Here is a 17584-nt window from a genome sequence, read left to right on the forward strand (position 1 = left end):
TGTCGCTCATGACCGGCGGATGGGTCCTTAAAAAATCCGGGAGGTCGTGCAAACCTACGCCAAATTTTAAACCTGCATATTCATTTTAACAGGGCTGTGGAAAAATGAAGCGCGAACTGTACAAGTATTTTTTGAAATGTGCATGAGCCGCAGTTTACAGCAGGTGCGTTTACAGGACTTTTTTATAAATGAAAAAGCCCCGCAGGTTGTGTGCGGGGCTTTGCGCTATTTTATTTACCGGCTATTTAAAAACAATATACTTCGATTCGGCAGCCACAATCTGGTTGAAGAACTGCTTCAAACCAGCGTATTCGGATGCGGCTTTATCGCTGCGATCGAGCTGCGCAGCGCGGCGAACCGTGAGTGTATTGCCCTGCTTTTTAAAACTGAGGCTATAGGTCGAATTACCAAATCGGAACTGCTGGTCGGCAGGCACTTCCACAAAGCTTTGCGCCGGCGACAGTTTTATGTTGATGATGCTTTCGTACACATCGGCGTCCTCGTATTTCCAGTATTCAATAGGGTGCACCCTTGTTTCCGCACCAAACTGGTCCATTGAGGCAACTAAGTCGAGCAGCGGCAATTTAATCATCCGCATGCTGCCGGCTTCCACCACGTCGTTTTTCACCAGGTAATCGTACTGCACCGACAAGGTATCGGAAAGTGTTTCTAGCCCATCGAACTGAATAGTCTGCAAAGTGGCTGGGCTTTTATAGCGACCGCTTACATATTCTGCAAAATTCTTTTTCTGGTCGGCCTCCGACAGATTGCGGTATTTGTCGCGCCAGCCGCTGGAGAGATGCCCGGTGGTTTTGGCCACCACTGCAAACTTCAGGTCGGTACCATCAACGGTCACATCGATCTTTTTCAACTGGCGGTCGGCATTGCGGGTGGTGGACACCAGCGGCTTCAGCGACCAGTTGGCGGTTTCACCTTCGGCTGGCACCATCAGCGACAGGGCATTGCCTAAATTATTGGGCAGGCTGCCAAAGGGCAGGTAGGTGTCGGTCAGTTCCAGGTAATGGTCTTTGCCATCAATACGGCACACCGCAATACAATGGTTGAATTCCATCGAAGGCAGCAGCATGTCGTTTTTGCCATTGTCCCTCGTGTCGATCAGCATCATGCGGGCATCCAGACCGGCTCTGCGGGCCAGGGCAGTAAACAACAGCGACAAGTCCTTACAATCGCCCAGGCGGGTGGTGATGATCTTGGAAATGGGCTGCGGCACCAGGCCGGTTTGGCGGAACGATACCGAACTATAGCTGATATGCGTAACGAGGTAATCGTAAATGCGTTTGGCTTTTTGCAGCTGTGTCAGCTTTTCTTCGGTTGGAAACAACTCGCGGTACAGGCCGTCCAACTCGGTGTTGGAGCTATGGTCTTGAAACACCAGGTCGCGGTACCAGTTGGCAATCTCCGGCCAAGTTTTTACCGAAGAAACATGGAGCACCACGCCAATATCGCCCAACACCGGCATCAGCGGCTCGTCGGCCACCGGCGGCACGGCATTAATTTCCCACGAAAACGTTTGGTAATCACCGGCCTGTTTTTGAACTGGTTTTACATCCGAATTAGCCAGGCGCCAGTCGAACTGGTAATCTTTCGGCGTAATCAGCATGTAGCGGCAGGTGGCGGTAGGTACAAATGCATTCAGCACAAATTTGTCCCAATACTCCTTTCCCATGCGGCCGCTGGTATAGTTCTGCAGGCGGTATTTCATAATGATGGCATCGCCCGGCGCCAGGTTGGTAAATACCACATCATCTTCGTTGCGTTCGGCCGCCACTTTTGCACCGGAAGCTTTTACCACTTCGCATTTTTCTACCAACAGGGTTTGTGTGCCGCGGTCGTAATTGAGCGTGGTTTCTTTCCAGGTATCAATGCCTTTTTGGTTGTACACTTTTACCACGGTGGTGATGTACTCTTCCGATGCGCCTTTATCATAAATGATCACAGCTTTTTCATCGAGCAGGTATTCGAAATTGTACTCGCTTTTGGGTGCTGCTTTTTTAATGGTGGCGTACAGGTCGGTTACTGGGATCTGGTTGTAGAGTTCTTCCCTTTTTTCCAGGCTGCGCAGCTTTTTGCGGGCATCGTAGTTGGCGGGCTTATAGTGTAGCGATTTACGGTAAGCAGCAATGGCTTCGTCTGTTTGTTTTTGCTGCTCGTAAATGGTGCCGATATTTTCCCAATAGCGGCTTTCGTACGGCGCCAGGTTCAGTGCCTGGCGGGAGTAGTCCAGAGCTTTGCTAAACTCCTGCTTGCGGTAATGATAGTCGGCCAGGCCCAGTGCCAGGCGCGGATCGTAGGGCACACTGTTGTACAGGCCCAGCACCGTTTTCAGGTATTTATCGTTCTGGCCTTGCTCTTTGTATTCGGTAGCCAGCAGGTTCACCATTTCGTAATGATAATTGGCTGCGCAAAAACGCTCCAGTGCTTCAATGGCGGCTTTTTTATTTTGGTAGCCTTTCTTATTCAGGTTGTACATCAGTTCGGCTGCCCTTGCACTGTTCTTGTATTTTTTGTACCCGGCTTCAATCAACTGGAACAACTCTTCGTTTTTCTCCAACTCCGCCAGCAGGTTGATGCGGCTGTTGAACACTTCAAGGTTTTCGCCAAAACGGGCAGTTACGGCATCCAGCAGCGTCAGTGCTTCTTCATACTTCTCTTCATCGGTAAGGCGCCTTACTTCCAGGTTGAGGGTTAAGTAGCAATCGGGGTCCGCTTCTTTTAGCCGCTCTATTTCTTCCATCAGCAAAGTGCGGTTTCCCTCTTTCAGCAGGCATTGGATCAGTTCGAAACGCACCAGCGAATTTTCAGGCGCCAGTTCCAGCGCTCTGCTCAGGATCTGCCGGGCATCGCTGGTGCGGTTGTTGCGCAGGTAAGCCTGGCTCAGCAACAGGTAATTTACCAGGTTGCCGGGTTGCTTTTTTACTTTTTCTTGGAAATAAACTTCGGCAAAATGCGGGATGGCTGCAGGTTTTGCCGAGGCCGGGGCCGGCGTGTACTGCTTGTATTCGGATGTGGAGCGCAAACCGGCGATGGCGTTAAAATCGCGGTCGGTAAAACGTACAATAAAGTTGGGCGACTCGATGCTGGAATAGCCCAACTGCACCAGCACCCGGTTGACGCCTTTGCGCAACTTTGCAGGCACTTTGTAATAATCCAATTCGGTGTTGCGCTCTTCTGATTCGGCGATCATCAGGGCATCGTTTACCCAAACTTTAAGCGAACCGCCGCCGCCTACAGCCAACAGCACGTCCATATCATCCGAGGCTTCTACAAAAGTTTGTGCATACACAATGGCTTCTTCTTCCAAAATGTGGTTGCGGGTAAAACTCCAGCCATCGCTGTTCATTTTGGCCGGTGTAAACCAGCCAATTTCGATATCGTTGAGGCCCCTAAACCGGCTGTCCGGCGCTGCCTTTTTGATAGGATCGTAAGCGACATTTATGCCGCTGCCCGAAATATTTTCAAATGGCCCGGTAAGCTGCCAGTTGTTTAAACCGCCCATTTGCGGAAACTCTTTCGCTGCTTTCGGAAACTCGTTTCCATACACATGATGCAACCCTTTTACATAGCGGGCTGCCGCTTTCAGCGATCCGTTGTACGCCGGGTTGGTAAAAATCTGGTTGAGCAACGTCAGGTGGCGGGCCTGTTCTTTTTTGCCATACTCGCCCAGGTAAGCCGGGTGAAACCAAAGCGCATAGGCATAGGCGTTCAGTTCGGCACCGGTTTTATTAAGGGCATCCAACAAACCCGGCACTTCGGTTTGCACGGCGCCAAAGTTGTTTAAGAATGCCTCGGTGAGGTGGGCATCGAGGGCTGATTGTTCGCTAGACTTTGCAGCCTGCAAAAATTGCTGTGCAGCCTTGCGGTCGTTTTTGTTCAATGAGGCCCACAATTTTTGATAGGAGTCCTGAGCATTGGAGGCAGCACAAAGCAGGAATGCCGCCAGGGTAAGCAGTACGGTGCGCATGTTTTGGTTATTGCGTTTTTAGGTACTGTAAAGATGAGCTTAAAATGGTAAAGCGATGGCGTTCACCCCTGTTTTTCTAAAAATATCCCATAAAATGGGTACAAAAAAGACGCAACCAGAGCGCCTTTTTGATTAAGTAGAATCAATTTTTATAAATGAGCTGCTGCTACCCTTTCACAATTTTATCGTAGCTGGTAGCAATGCCTTTGATGAGTGAAGAGGAAAAACCTTGATGCTCCATTTCGTTCAGGCCCGCAATGGTGCAGCCTTTTGGCGTGGTTACTTTATCTATTTCCTGTTCGGGGTGGGCGCCGCGTTGCAACAACAGTTCGGCAGCGCCTTTTACAGTTTGCGCCGCAATAAGCGAAGCGGTTTTGGCATCAAAACCAATTTCAATGCCGCCTTGGATATTGGCGCGGATGTAACGCATGGCGTAAGCCGTGCCGCAGGCGCCCAGCACCGTGGCAGCATCCATCAGCTTTTCATCAATCACGGCCACCTTGCCCAGCGCTGAAAAAATATCGTGCACCCATTTTACTTGGTCTTCCGAAGCCTGGGTGCTGGCGAGGCAGGTCATGCTTTCCTGGATGGCGATGGCCGTATTGGGCATGGCGCGGAACAGCGCCATCTGGCGGCCCACCACTTCCTGCAGGTCTTTCAGAAAAATGCCGGTTACCACCGAAACCAGCACCTGCTGCGGGTTGAGGGCCACCGCGATTTCGGTCAGCACTTCTTTTACCTGGAACGGTTTCACCGCAAGAATCACCATACCGGCTTCTTTTACAGCCTCGGCGTTATCGGCAGTAACGTTGGCGCCTTGCTCTTTCAAATGCTGGAGTGCGGCAACGGTGCGGCGGGTAATGGTAATGTGCTGCGGCTGTACAAAGCCGCTTTTGATCAGCCCTTCGGCAATGGCGGTGCCCAGGTTGCCGCCGCCAATGATAGCAATGGATTGGTTCATGGTAAAAATAAAAAAGCAAGCGGCCGTAATACCGCTTGCTAAGATAAGTTATGCGAGGCGTGAAACGTAAAATGTGAATGGCGAATGGAGGTGATTGTTGATTATTGTGGGCAATGAAAATGCTATAAAACTCCAATGCTTCGAACCAATAATAAATAATCAATAAATTAATAATTACTATCAACTACCAACTGTCAACTACCAACTACCAACTTCTCATCCTTCATCCCTTAAATCATACTCAACGCACCGCCGGCTTCTTCCTTCGCCAGCAGGCTTTCGATGGCGGTGTCGTATTGTTCTTTCCAGGTTTCAATTTGTCCCCAGCTTTCGCCGCCCACAACCACTTCGCCGCCTGTAACGGTGCCGAGTTCGTAGCAGGGCAGGTTGCCCAGCACATTTTTAAATGCAGCAACCCCATCGGCTGCAACCGAAACCAACACACGGCTCTGGGCTTCGCCAAACAGGTAGGCATCTTTACGGAAGCCTTCTACCATCTTCAAATCAAAGCCCAGTCCATGAACAAAGCCGCTTTCCAGCAGGGCTACGATCAGGCCGCCTTCGGCCAGGTCGTGTGCCGAACGGAGCACGCCGACTTTGATCAGTTCGCTAACTTTTTGCTGCAATTGAAACTCTTCGTCCAGCGCGAAATGGGGCGCCGGCGAAAATTCCACACCGCGGATCTTTTGCAAATATTCAGAGGAGTTAATATCGTTTTGCAAAGCACCTAAGAGGAAAATCACATCGCCTTCCCTTTTGAAATTCAGGCTCATGGTTTTTTCCAGATCTTCCACCAAACCTACCATACCAATGGTGGGGGTTGGGTAAACCGGTCCGTCGGGGTTTTGGTTGTAAAAGCTAACATTACCACCCGTTACCGGCGTATCGAATTTGCGGCAGGCTTCGCCCATGCCTTTTACCGCGTTTACAAACTGGAAATAAACCTGCGGATCGTAGGGATTGCCAAAATTGAGGCAGTTGGTAACACCCAGTGGCTGTCCGCCGCTAACGGTAATGTTGCGGGCAGCTTCGGCTACGGCGATCATCGCGCCTTTATACGGATCGGCAAACACATAGCGGCTGTTGCAATCAACAGTTACCGCCAGGCCCTTGCCGGTTTCTTTCACCAGCACAATTTGCGCATCGGAAGGCGCATTAGTAGATGCATTTACGGTGCCCACCATGCTGTCGTACTGGTTGTATATCCAGCGTTTGTTGGCAATGGACGGCAACTGTACCAGCTTTTCCGCAATGGCTTTAAGATCTGCAGTTTCGGGTTCTGAAACAGACTCGGGTTTGAACGCTTCAATTTTATCGAAATAAGCAGGCCGCTCATAAGCCCGTTCATAAACCGGGGCGCCACCGCCCAATACCAGCTCCTGTGCGGGAATCTGGGCCTCCAGTTGGCCATGCATATAAAAAGAAAGCAGGCCGTCGTCGGTAACTTCACCAATCACGGAGCTTTCGAGGTCCCATTTATCAAATACCGCTTTCACTTTGTCTTCCTGCCCTTTTTCCACCACCAACAGCATCCGCTCCTGGCTTTCGGAAAGCAGCAGTTCCCAGGCCTTCATATTCTGCTGGCGCATGGGCACTTTTTCCAGGTCGATGCGCATACCCACTTCGCCCTTGGCGCTCATTTCGGCAGTAGAGCAAATAATGCCCGCAGCACCCATGTCCTGCATACCCACAACGCCTCCGGTTTCAATTACTTCCAGGCAGGCTTCGAGCAGTTTCTTTTCCTGGAACGGATCGCCCACCTGTACGGCAGGAAGTTCCTGTACCGATTCGGCAGTGATGTCGGCCGAGGCAAAAGAAGCGCCACCAATACCGTCTTTACCGGTAGCAGAACCCACGTACATCACAGGATTTCCTTTTCCAAGTGCCGTTGCAGAAACGGTTTTACCCGCTTTTACAATACCTACGCTCATGGCATTTACCAGCGGGTTGGTATGATAGCAGTCTTCGAAATAGATTTCGCCACCAACGGTAGGCACGCCAAAGCAGTTGCCATAATGGCCGATGCCATGTACCACGCCAGCCAGCAGGTGCTGGGTTTTATCTTCGGTAAGACGACCAAAACGCAGCGAGTTAAGTGCCGCAATGGGGCGGGCACCCATGGTAAAAATATCGCGGTGGATACCACCTACACCAGTGGCGGCACCCTGGAATGGCTCCAGCGCAGAGGGGTGGTTGTGCGATTCGATCTTGAACACCACACCATAGTCGTTGCCGATATCCATCAGGCCTGCGTTTTCTTCACCGGCTTTTACCAGCATGCGGCCGCCTTCGCGGGGCAGGGTTTTAAGCCACTTGATGGAATTTTTATAACTGCAGTGTTCGCTCCACATGCCCGAAAAAGCACAGAGCTCATTGAAGTTGGGCGTACGGCCCAGCTTTTGTTTGATCAGCTCAAATTCTTCGGGAGTGAGGCGGAGTTGTTGGGCGGTTTTTACGGTAACTTCCATAATGGGTGTTTATGCGCGGCAAATGTAAGTTGTAAGTGCGAAGTGGAGACGGTAAAAAGTTGATGGCAAGGTTGTTTTGGAGCGAAATTGAACACCCCGTCACTATTGCCATTATTATTTAATGACGTAAGGCCGTAACCTGTACTGATTGGTTAAACTTGGACCGCACCCTTCTTTTTCGGATTTTCGGCCCCATTAAACGATTCGTTCATATTTCAAAACCTGTTTCCCCGTTCATGGCCTACGCCTTTTTTTTTGCATACCTCATTGCGCTTCTTTGGGCCATTCCACGCATCCCGTTTTTTCGCAAGGCAGGTTTACGAAAGCATTATTTACAAGGCCTATTCCTGATCAAAGCATTGGCAGGTGTGGCTTACGGTTATTTTCATGCGCAGCGGGGCGGTGGTGATACATGGGTGTACCACCGATACGGGTTAGAAGATTTACAAATACTGCGGTCAGACCCGATCCTTTTTTTAACGAGCATCAAAAACCCGGGTTACATCACCGGGTATGGCGAATTTTTCGGCACAGCTAATTCCTGGTGGAACGACCTGGATGGACATGTGTTTGGAAAAATGCTGGCCGTTGCCCACCTGCTTAGCGGCAGCAACTACTATATTAATAGCTTGTTTTTCAACCTTTTCTCCCTTGGAGGATTGTTGCTGCTTTATCGCGTGTGGCAGCACAGTGTTCCCATAAAAAAGTCACTGCTGGCACTGGCGCCGTTTCTTGTGCCTTCATTTATTTTCTGGAGCAGCGGCATTCATAAAGAAGGCATGCTGGTATTGGCGCTTGGCTTACTACTGTATGCGGTTTATTTTGGCGTGTTTGAACAGAAATGGGGAGTAAAACGTGTGGCTGCCATCGTCATTGGTTTACTCATTGTGCTGGTGATGCGCAACTACCTGCTGCTCCCGCTGCTGTTGGGACTGGTTGCTTTTGCAGCCGCAAAATGGGCCCAACCCAAGATTCGTCCCCTCGTTACTTATTGCGTTTTATTTTTTATAGCCGGGCTGCTTTTTTTCTCGGCGCATCTTTTTCTACCCGGCTTCAATTTACCAAAAGTTGTCATTGACCGGCAGGAAGCCTTCAGTGTACTAAGAAGCCCAAATCGTTTTGCATCGCTGGCTTTGGAGCCCAATGCGCTTTCTTTTGTGCAACATGCGCCGCAGGCGTTGTATAACGCCGGGTTCAGGCCAATGATTTGGGAGGCGAATAATGCTGGCGCCTTGCTGTCGGCGATTGAAGCGGCGGTGATCATCGTTCTTTGTGCGTTTGCCCTGTGGCGCATTCAAGCAGCAGGCTGGCGCAACTCACTATTATTGTTCTGCCTGTTTTTTTCTGTAGCATCGCTATTGATCATCGGCTACACCGTTGTATTTCCCGGCGCCATTGTTCGCTATCGAAGCGTAGTGTTGCCGTTGATGTTGATGCCAGTAATGGCTCAGCTACTGCGGCAGCCTGCAAAGCATTTACGCAACAATCAACCATAGTATTGCTGAACCTGATTTGGATTAAAGCATAGCTACAATCTTAATAAATCGAAATTCAAATTATATTTTCAACTAATATTTACAAAACAAATTACCTCATCCGTTTTTCGCTGTTGTATCATCAATTTTTCCACACTTTTTACAGTCGTTTCGTGAAAATGATGGCGTTTTCTTAAAAATATTTCAACATCTGCGGCATAAATTCTTATTTTGCCAAAAATTTATCTATGTCCTTGCGTTTTCAAGCCCTCAGCGGTTTAACCGAATCCTCCACCGATTCGCTGCTGGAATCCGTTAACGGTAACGGCAGCTACCTCAACGGTTCAGCTAAAATCACCGGCATTTTTGGTGAAAATGTTTTTACACTGAGCAAAGCCCGTCAGTTCCTGAGCGACGAAGCATATAAAAGCCTGAATGGTTCGATCAAAGCCGGTCAGAAAATCGACCGCGCCATGGCAAACCAGATTGCTCATGGCATCCGCGCCTGGGCCGAAACCAAAGGCGTAACGCACTACACACACTGGTTTCAACCCCTTACCGGCACGACCGCCGAAAAGCACGATTCGTTTTTTACCCTTAAAACCGACGGCACCCCCATCGAGCAGTTTGAAGGCGATGCGCTGATCCAGCAAGAGCCCGACGCATCTTCTTTTCCCAATGGCGGCCTGCGTGCTACTTTTGAGGCCCGCGGCTATACTGCATGGGACCCATCTTCTCCTGCATTTATTCTGGAAACAGGTTTTGGCAAAACCCTGTGTATTCCAACCATCTTTGTTTCTTACACCGGCGAATCGCTGGATTATAAAGCACCCCTGCTGAAGGCTATTGAAGCCCTCAACAATTCCGCAGTGGATGTGTGCAACTATTTCGACCGCAACGTGACCAAAGTAACCGCTACCCTTGGCTGGGAGCAGGAATATTTTGTGATTGATGAGGCGATGTTCAATGCCCGCCCGGACTTGGTTATGTGCGGCCGCACAGTTTACGGCCACAACTCGGCTAAAAACCAGCAGCTGGAAGACCACTACTTTGGTTCTATACCGGAGCGTGTGTATGCTTTTATGCGCGACTTTGAAAAAGAAGCGTATGTACTGGGCATTCCCCTGCGTACCCGCCACAACGAGGTGGCTCCCGGCCAGTTTGAGTGCGCCCCTATTTTTGAAGAACTGAATTTGGCCGTAGACCATAACACCCTGCTTATGGATGTAATGGACCGCGTGGCCAAGCGCCATAAGCTGCGTGTCCTGCTGCACGAGAAGCCTTTTGCCGGCATCAATGGCTCGGGCAAGCACAACAACTGGAGCATGGCTACCGATACCGGTGTAAACCTGCTCAGCCCCGGCAAAACACCGAAGACCAACCTGATGTTCCTGACCTTTTTTGTGAACACCATCAAGGCCTTCCACGATTATGCCGATATTCTCCGCGCCTCCATTGCTTCTGCATCCAACGACTTCCGCCTGGGTGCCAACGAAGCGCCTCCCGCAATCATGTCGGTGTTCATTGGCCAGTACCTGACCAAAGTACTGAACGACATCAAGCAACGCGTTGGCGATAAGTTTGACGAGCAGGACGAAAGCATGCTGAAGATGGACATCCACCGCAGCATTCCCGAACTGCTGATGGACAACACCGACCGCAACCGTACTTCGCCGTTTGCATTTACCGGTAATAAATTTGAGTTCCGCGCTGTAGGCTCTACCGCCAACTGCGCCAACCCCATGACCGTGCTGAACACTGCCATGGCCGCCACTTTGAAGCAATTTAAAGCCGACGTGGATGGACTGATTGGCAAGGGTGAGAAAAAAGAAATTGCCATCATGCACGTAATTAAGGAATACATCCTGTCTTCCGAAAAAGTGCTGTTTGAAGGCAATGGCTACTCCGAAGAGTGGGCCCAGGAAGCTGAAGGTCGCGGTTTGCCCAACGTAAAAACCACGCCGCTGGCGCTGGATGCGATGGTTACCGAAAAGGCATTCAAGCTGTTTACCGAAAACAACATCTACTCGCACAGCGAGTTGGAAGCCCGCCACGAGATTGAGCTGGAAAAATACATCAAGAAGGTACAGATCGAAGGCCGCATGATGGCCGAACTCGCTACCAGCCACATTTTGCCGGCAGCGGTTCGTTACCAGAACCTGTTGATCAACAACATCAAAGGCTTGAAAGAAGTAGGAATGGCCGAAGACACCTACAACAGCCAGGTGGAGTTGCTGCAAACACTTTCGCGCCACATCAACGAAACAAGCACCAACGTGGTTGCTATGATCAAAGCCCGCAAAAAGGCCAATGCACTGGAAAATACCCGTGAAAAAGCCATTGCGTACGCCGAAGATGTGAAGGAAGCATTCTTTGACAAAATCCGCCGCCACGCCGACAAACTGGAACTGCTGGTTGACGACAAAGAATGGTACCTGCCTAAGTACCGCGAGCTGCTCTTTATGCGCTAAGCAATTGTCCCGATCATAAAAAAAGCCTGCTCTGTAAAGAGCGGGCTTTTTTATTTAGGTCAAATGGGAAAAGCTGAAAGTAATTGGCGTACGCTAATATCAGTCCGCCAGGAAGCTAACATTTGCTTAGCGGAAATGTCATGCCGAACTTGTTTCGGCATCCCCTACAACCTTCGGAATTTTGCTAATGTAAAGGAGATGCCGAAACAAGTTCGGCATGACAACACTAATATTCAAAAGTCTATTGGTTACCTGTTTAGAGCTTGTGTTTAGAGTAAGGCAAACGCTTCGTTGCCCCACTATCGCCTTTTGCCCTAATTCAAAAACGTCCAATTGATGCCAAACCGGATAACAAGCCCGGGGTAAGGATACTCAGGTGCACCCATATTATTGCCGGTAAAACCAGGATCTTTAGTCCACTCAAACGAATTCAGGTTTTCGGCACGAACAAATGCCCGGAATGTGCGGATGCGGAAATTGAAAAATGCAGCCATATCGGGGCGGTTGTTGATGGTGTAACCCTGCTGGTAAAAATAGCGGCCCAGCACCGGCGAATAATCGTCGCCCTCATATGGCGTGTGGTAGCGCATTTCGAGGCCCGTGGCCAGGTTCAGCCTGCGGAAAAAAGTGCCTTCAAATACCAGCCGGTTGCGGGTAAAAACAAGTGGTATATTCAGTTCGGCATCACCGGTTTTTTGTTGTACCCACACATCGCTGTAAAGGCTCCAGCGCGGGCTAAGGCGAAACTGTTTGGAAGCACCGATGCGCAACACATTGAACAGCGCCGCTTCCTGTTGCAGCTCGTAAAAATTTTTGAGGTACAGGTAATTCGAGATCAGGAAATAATCACCGGTGAGGCGCAACCGCAATTTTTCAATGCCCAGCGATCCAAAAAAATGCGTGGTATTTTCTTTTGAAAAAGATTTAGCTGCATCATCGAGGTAAAACGAACTGCGGGTATCGTAAGCAAATGACGGCGACCGGTTGATGCTTTCGCCGCCAATCAACAAATTGCCCAACCGGGGCACATTGCGCTGCAGGGAGCCGTACGCATGATAATCGCCGGCATTAAAACCATTGAGGTGCAGCCGGCCGCTGGCGCCAATTTCCCATTTGCGGTTGCGGGTACGGTTGCGGTACTCGCCATGCCCAATCAGGTTGTACAGGTTAAACGTGCCGCGGGTGGTGGTGCCTTGCAAAAACTGGAACTGGATGCCCGCTTTCAAAAACTGCTGCAGGTTTTTGGCATCCGGGAATTGGTAAATTGAAAAATCGTTGCTTAGTTCAATCCAGCGATCCTGCAGGTCCACAGAGTCGGTAGCCGGGTCGAATTTATAAAACGTCTCGTAATAGGTGGTGTCTTCCTCGGCTTGGTCGTAAAACCGGAAGCGGTCGTTTTTGTACTGCAGCGTGTGTTCAAACCGGAGCCTTGGATAAAAAAGCGGAATCACCGATGTGTCAGTAACCAGCGAATCTTTCCGGCCCAGGTCGTACTGCTGGCGCATGATGGCCGTTACTTCGTTGTAGCGATTGGCTGTGGCCAGCGATCCGCCACCAAACAGCGAAGAGGTAAACTGCTGCGACCCGCCCAGCCTTGTAGGTATGGTAAACCGGTCGTTGAATATGGCACTATCCAAAAACCGGGAGCCAAGGATGCCGCCGTTCTCGCCGGCCTGCAGCGCATTGGCCACCAGCACGAAATAGTTGTTGTACCGCTTGTTGGGCGACTCGTACCAAGAGCCCACTTGGTAATTATTATGGTTGGCCCGCTGGTTGCGAAAAAATCCCGGCGAGTTGATCAGCCGGTAGCGCAGCGAAAAGTTCCAGTACGGCCGGATGTTTTGCGTATGAAAAATTTCGATGTGCTGCTCCTGTTGCCCGCCCACCAGGTAACCCAGCTGAGTATAGGGCCTCGATGTGGTAAAAAACTGTGCGTCGGCAGCACGCCATTTATAGGCATCAAAACTATGAAAGCCGGGATCGAAGCCAATTTGCTTGGGGCCTTCAAACAATAGGGACTGGGTGGCTGTGCCAGTGTTGCCCAAATACCGGTGTGTAGGGGGCACCGGGAACCATCGCGAAAAATCGTTGAGGCTGGAATCGAAGCGGTGGATGAAAGTAGAATCGAGAAGGCGGTACGAAATATTCACACTGTCTTCCGATTTGCTGCGGCGCTCCAACGAATCGGAGCCGCCGCCACCGCCCATGCCACCGCGGGGCAGACGCCGCAAAATACCTGGCGCCTGTGCGGAGGCCACAAGCCCGCCGCACAGCACCAGGAATAAGATTAAAAAACGCAACAGAAATTTTACCTGCATTAAATAGAGCGAATCAGTTCGCGGAAAATGGTGGCAAAATGGGGCTCCGCAGCTTTAGCGGCTTGCAGCACTTCTTCGTGGGTAATCACGTTTTCTTCATCGCGGATGCCGAGGTCGGTAACCACGCTCATGGCAAAAACATCCATACCCATATGCACGGCGGCAATGCATTCCTGCACGGTGCTCATGCCCACGGTATCGGCACCCAAAATCTGGATAAGCCGGTACTCGGCACGGGTTTCAAAAGTTGGCCCCGTAACGCCAAAATAAACGCCTTGGTGCAATTTTATATTTTGCTCCTGCCCTATTTGCAGCGCCTTTTGAATCAGCGATTTTCGGTAAGGTTCGCTCATGTCGGGGAAGCGTGGCCCAATGCGGTTGTCGTTGGGGCCCATCAGCGGGTTGGCGGTAGCAAAAGAAATATGGTCGGTGATCACCATCAGGTCGCCTACGGTAAAAGCAGGATTAACGCCACCGGCAGCATTGGAAAGCAGCAGGGTTTGCACACCCAGCATGCGCATTACCCTGATGGGCAATACTACATCTTCGGGGCTGTAGCCTTCATAAAAATGAAAGCGTCCCTGCATGGCAATGATGGGTTTACCGGCAACCGATCCAAAGATCAATTTTCCCGAATGGCCTTCCACGGTAGACACCGGGAAATGCGGGATCTGGTCGTAGGGAATAGCAGTTTCCACTTCTATTTCCTGAACAAAGTTACCGAGGCCACTGCCCAGCACTACGCCCACCTTGGGGCTTTTGCCTGCATACTGTTGCAGGTAAGCTGCTGCTTCCTGAAGCTTTTGATAGGTATCCATAAATTGGCGCCAAAGATAACCAGGATGGGAAGAATAACGAACAGGTGAACAGACGAACAAGAAACAGATGAAGTTGGGCAAAGAATATTGAACAAGGAACAAGGAATGTAAAATGATGAAGGAGAATTTAAATGTTGAATTATGAGTTATGAATTTGCAACAACGCTAATAATTAATAATCCATAAATAATAATTTATCATTCGTCGTACCACTTCATCATTCATCTGTTCCTTGTTCTTCTGTTCGTTATTCTTGTTTTCCTGTTATTCTTTTCGGCTTACATTTGCCACACTTAAATTTTTACGATGAGCGTTCTTGTAAATAAAGACTCCAAAATCCTGGTTCAGGGTTTTACCGGCACCGAAGGTACATTCCACGCGTCGCAGATGATTGAGTACGGAACCAACGTTGTTGGTGGCGTTACGCCCAACAAAGGCGGCACTTCGCACCTCGACCGTCCGGTATTCAATACGGTAGCAGCATGCGTGCAGGAAACCGGTGCTAATGTTTCCATCATTTTTGTGCCGCCGGCATTTGCCGCCGATGCCATCATGGAAGCTGCCGATGCCGGCATTGCGCTGGTAGTGTGCATCACCGAGGGCATTCCGGTGCAGGACATGGTTAAAGTGAAAAATTATTTGCAAGGCAAAAACACACGCCTCATTGGCCCTAACTGCCCCGGCGTTATTACTGCCGATGAGTGCAAGGTGGGCATCATGCCCGGCTTTGTATTCAAAAAAGGCCGCGTAGGTATTGTTTCCAAATCGGGCACCCTCACCTACGAAGCTGCCGACCAGGTAGCCAAAGCAGGCCTGGGTATTTCCACTGCCATCGGGATTGGTGGCGACCCCATCATTGGCACCACTACCAAAGAAGCTGTGGAGCTGTTCATGAACGACCCCGAAACCGATGCCATCGTAATGATTGGTGAAATTGGTGGCGGCATGGAAGCCGAAGCTGCCCGCTGGATTAAAGAAACCGGTAACAAGAAACCAGTTGTTGGTTTTATCGCCGGCCAAACCGCGCCTCCGGGACGCCGCATGGGCCACGCTGGTGCCATTGTTGGCGGTGCAGAAGATACCGCTGCCGCTAAAATGCAGATCATGGAAGAATGCGGCATCAACGTAGTAAGCTCGCCTGCCGACATTGGTAAAACAATGGCGCAGGTACTGCAAGGTGCAGTTGCTTAATTTCAGGCAGCATTTGTTACTGATATATTTGTAAAAACGCCCCTGATCCAGGGGCGTTTTTATTTTGCTTCAATAGAGTTGCATTGTCAAATTCAATTAAGAATACCGAGTACCCTTTCCAATTTCAGAGTTGTCATGCCGAACTCGTTTCGGCAGCTCCTTCGTACTAGCGAATGCTGCCAAAAAAATACAATCATACGCTGTTTTAATGATGTCTTTTCTTTTCAATGGAGCTGCCGAAACATGTTCGGCATGGCAGTTTCTTAGAATTAAACATAACCGCTTACTCTGTAGAATAAGAATGGACATTTAAAATAATACCGTTACCAAAAGACGACATGTATCTGCTTAAAAATAAATTCATAGCCCTCATCTTTTCTTTATCATTTCTGCAACAGTTTGCCATTTTAAAATTCAGTTGATTTGGTAATAAATCAACACTCAAGACTAATTTGCCATGAGAAAAAATCTACTCTACGCCTACTTAACATTGGCTACCATTCCGGCATTTGCACAAGACAGTACGCTGCTCAAAAACTACAAATACCGCACACCAGGCTTTCGGGCACTAACGGTCAACTCCGGCATGAGTGGTGTGTACACCAATGGCAAGAGCGGCAACGGCCAGGCGATTATGCGCAATTTTGCGCTGCAGCCTACCAATGTATCATTCGCTAGTTTCAAAAGCACCGACCGCATTTGGCAGCAAGCCGGAATCAGCGTAGGCAGCCAGTTTTCGTCAACCGGCAACAAAGCGGAAAATGGCTTTTCAAAAACAGACCGACAGTCACGTAATGGATCCGCCTCGGTAAATGCATCTATTACCCAACGCAACTACAGGGCAAATAATTGGTTCTGGGAACTGGGCGGCAACGCTTTTGCTACGACTTCAGGCAGCCGCTCAACCGACTCCAGCAGTATACAAAAAACCAACAACCCCCAGTTGGCAGGCTCTGTTACTCTGGGCTTTGGCCGTGGCCGGATAGAACTGGTGCAGGACGCACAAATGGCTTTTTTTATTTTAAACGATCTGCAACAACAAGGTTTGCTGCAACGACCTGCCGACGAGCAAACAACACTGAAGCTGGCGCAGGTTATAACGGCCATCAACAACCGAAGAGTGTTCGACAGCCGCCGCCGCCGTATCTATGAACTCACTACCATCCATGATTTTTTGCAGCGGGAAGGATTGACCGGCACCGGCGATATACGCGTTTTTACCACGATCAACGACAACTGGGCGCTGGCATTTAACCCCACCCGAGCATCCGGCACTCGTTGGTATGTCAACGTAACACCTGGAGCTAGTTGGTTACGCGTCGTTCAAAAAAGCACCATTGATCAGAAGGATTCTGAAGCCATTAGAAATAATAATGGGTACAACCTGAAACCCGTGCTGGGCTTTAGCCGCCATGTGCCCGTTTCGCTAAAGTGGCAACGCAACATGGGTGCCTCGGCAAGCTACACCCGCAACGGCTTACGTATTAAACAAACGGCCACCAACACACCGGAGCAAACCGTTAATGACGAGTCGTCCGTTTATCATGCCGATCTTTTTTACGAAATGGGATATTATCCCAACAACAGGACTATTGTTACTGGCGGATTTAACATGACAGGCACTTGGAATTTGTTGGGTGGCGACAATTTGGCTCGTTCAATTACCAGCATTAAGCCGGGGCTTTACCTGAACGGCGACTACTTTATCAGCTACAACACAAGGCTTTCGTTCCAGGCAGGTGCCAGCTACGAGCATTACCAACAAAAAATGGAAGATGGCAGTCCATGGTTTGGTCAGAATTTCAAACGCCGTGATTTGCTGGGTAATTTTTCCATCGGCATTACGCATGTTATTTTCTAAGAAATAGATTGCTTCAGGCGTCAGGCTATATTCGATCAT

General features: G+C 49.8%; 9 protein-coding genes. 4 read left to right on the plus strand and 5 right to left on the minus strand.

The window, feature by feature from the left end; translation table 11 throughout:
• Window positions 1–241 precede the first annotated feature (241 nt).
• The 3 genes from DRJ53_RS08725 to purL form a co-directional block, all read right to left on the minus strand.
• Entirely contained in the window at window positions 242–3982 is a 3741-nt protein-coding gene (locus tag DRJ53_RS08725) for a DUF3857 domain-containing protein (protein WP_114235225.1), read from the minus strand.
• A 166-nt stretch (window positions 3983–4148) separates the two neighbouring features.
• Window positions 4149–4943, minus strand: coding sequence for a pyrroline-5-carboxylate reductase (gene proC / locus DRJ53_RS08730; protein ID WP_114235226.1), 795 nt, complete (start codon window positions 4941–4943; stop codon window positions 4149–4151).
• A 230-nt stretch (window positions 4944–5173) separates the two neighbouring features.
• Window positions 5174–7411 (minus strand): phosphoribosylformylglycinamidine synthase subunit PurL, encoded by a 2238-nt coding sequence (gene purL, locus DRJ53_RS08735; protein WP_114235227.1) that lies wholly within the window; start codon window positions 7409–7411, stop codon window positions 5174–5176.
• Window positions 7412–7647: 236 nt separating this feature from the next.
• On the opposite strand from purL, the gene DRJ53_RS08740 reads away from it, so the two are divergent.
• Entirely contained in the window at window positions 7648–8907 is a 1260-nt protein-coding gene (locus tag DRJ53_RS08740; protein WP_114235228.1) for a hypothetical protein, read from the plus strand.
• Window positions 8908–9134: 227 nt separating this feature from the next.
• A complete protein-coding gene (locus DRJ53_RS08745; RefSeq protein ID WP_114235229.1) occupies window positions 9135–11357 on the plus strand; it encodes a glutamine synthetase III family protein in 2223 nt (740 codons plus the stop codon).
• 314 nt (window positions 11358–11671) lie between these two features.
• Here DRJ53_RS08745 and DRJ53_RS08750 read toward each other — a convergent pair whose 3' ends face one another.
• Window positions 11672–13675 carry a putative porin gene (locus DRJ53_RS08750; RefSeq protein ID WP_114235230.1) on the minus strand — a complete coding sequence of 668 codons (2004 nt, stop codon included), beginning with the start codon at window positions 13673–13675 and terminating at the stop codon, window positions 11672–11674.
• Entirely contained in the window at window positions 13675–14493 is an 819-nt protein-coding gene (locus DRJ53_RS08755; RefSeq protein ID WP_114235231.1) for a purine-nucleoside phosphorylase, read from the minus strand. Before DRJ53_RS08755 ends, DRJ53_RS08750 begins: the two co-directional genes overlap by 1 nt.
• Before the next feature lie 306 nt (window positions 14494–14799).
• On the opposite strand from DRJ53_RS08755, the gene sucD reads away from it, so the two are divergent.
• Together sucD and DRJ53_RS08765 are read left to right on the plus strand one after the other, a co-directional pair.
• Window positions 14800–15684: a succinate--CoA ligase subunit alpha gene (sucD, locus tag DRJ53_RS08760; protein WP_114235232.1), complete on the plus strand. Its 885-nt coding sequence runs from the start codon at window positions 14800–14802 to the stop codon at window positions 15682–15684.
• A gap of 457 nt (window positions 15685–16141) precedes the next feature.
• On the plus strand, window positions 16142–17545 hold the full coding sequence (locus tag DRJ53_RS08765) for a hypothetical protein (protein ID WP_123893447.1): 1404 nt from the start codon (window positions 16142–16144) through the stop codon (window positions 17543–17545).
• Window positions 17546–17584: the final 39 nt, after the last annotated feature.

This window comes from Paracnuella aquatica, assembly GCF_003332885.2.
GTDB classification, from domain to species: Bacteria; Bacteroidota; Bacteroidia; order Chitinophagales; family Chitinophagaceae; genus Flavisolibacter; species Flavisolibacter aquaticus.